The 440-nt window shown below is 67.3% G+C and carries 1 protein-coding gene; it reads right to left on the bottom strand.

Features of this window, described 5'->3' with window-relative positions; genetic code table 11:
• Positions 1-288 (bottom strand): hypothetical protein (locus tag CVH10_RS26640; RefSeq protein WP_219924762.1); only part of this gene is annotated, 288 nt, incomplete at its 3' end.
• Positions 289-440 lie beyond the last annotated feature (152 nt).

Raw genomic sequence — 440 nt, 5'->3', positions numbered from 1 at the left:
TGCCTCGTCCCCGTGCCCCGTCGCGCCCTCGTGGACGAAGATGGTGCAGCTTGGCGATGTGCCAAGCACCGTATCGGGCGATCGTGATGGTGGCGCGACGGCGCTCGCGATCAGGCCGTGATCGTCCCGTGCATCGAGCGATCCCGGTCCGCCCGGTCGCGTGCCCCGGAAATCCGAAGGCGATCCGGGGTGAATCATCCGGCGAACCGGGTCGGTGTGCCAGGGCGGCCCGTCGTCCACGCCCAGGGAAAAGCCCGGCGATTGCGCGGCCCGGACCCCGCCATCCACACCGTTAACCTTTTCTTAACCCGCCGATTGCCGTGCAACGCCTGCCATGGGACATTCGTTAACAGAAGCTTAACGGGACCAGCGGCGGTCATGCGGTACGGAATTTCCCAGCGTTTCCCGACCCTCAAGGGCCGTCTCGCCGCCCTCGGCGG

Origin of the sequence: Halomonas sp. ND22Bw (genome assembly GCF_003011945.1) — a bacterium.
GTDB classification, from domain to species: Bacteria; Pseudomonadota; Gammaproteobacteria; order Pseudomonadales; family Halomonadaceae; genus Halomonas; species Halomonas halophila.
The sequence above is the reverse complement of the archived record's forward strand: the minus strand, read 5'-3'. Positions and strand labels throughout refer to the sequence as shown.